Below are 638 nucleotides of genomic sequence, written 5' to 3' on the forward strand. Positions count from 1 at the left end.
TTTTTTTCTTTAAAATCATCAATTCGTTTCAATAGTGCTTTTGGATAACGCATATTTAAAACCTGTGACATTTTAAACCTCCTATGTTGTTATTAAAATAATATATAGTATACTTACTGTATATTAAAATAATACATGAAAGGAAGGTGAAAATCAATGTTAGCAAAAAAAGCGTACAAATTCCGCATCTATCCAACCAAAAAACAAATGGAACTGATTAACAAAACAATTGGATGTTCCCGCTTTGTCTACAACTATTTTGTTGGGAAGCAAAAATCCAAAGACGCTTATTGGCATATCGCCAATGAAATGGTGCAGAACGGTCAACTCACTGAAAACAATTGGAAAGGGGAGTTTTTCAATAAAAACCAATCCATTAAAGCTGTTCGCGAACTAAAGAAGCACTATTCATTTTTAAAAGAAGTGGATAGTATTGCCCTTCAAAAATCGGTGGAAATCGTTAACGATTCGTACACAAGATATTATAAAAAGCAAAACGGTGAACCTCGTTTCAAATCCAAAAAGAATCCTGTTCAATCCTATACAACGAAATGGGTGAATGGAAATATTGCTGTTTTGGATAAGCATGTTAAATTGCCGAAATTAGGTCTTGTTCGTTTTGCTAAAAGTCGTGAAGT

General features: G+C 32.8%; 1 protein-coding gene. It reads left to right on the forward strand.

Annotated features, from left to right (window positions below; translation table 11 throughout):
- Positions 1–156: 156 nt before the first annotated feature.
- The coding region (locus JCM12304_RS18855) for a helix-turn-helix domain-containing protein (RefSeq protein WP_157360485.1) at positions 157–638 on the forward strand (482 nt) is incomplete at its 3' end.

This window comes from Virgibacillus halodenitrificans JCM 12304 (genome assembly GCF_001310895.1).
Classification (GTDB): Bacteria; Bacillota; Bacilli; order Bacillales; family Amphibacillaceae; genus Virgibacillus_Q; species Virgibacillus_Q halodenitrificans.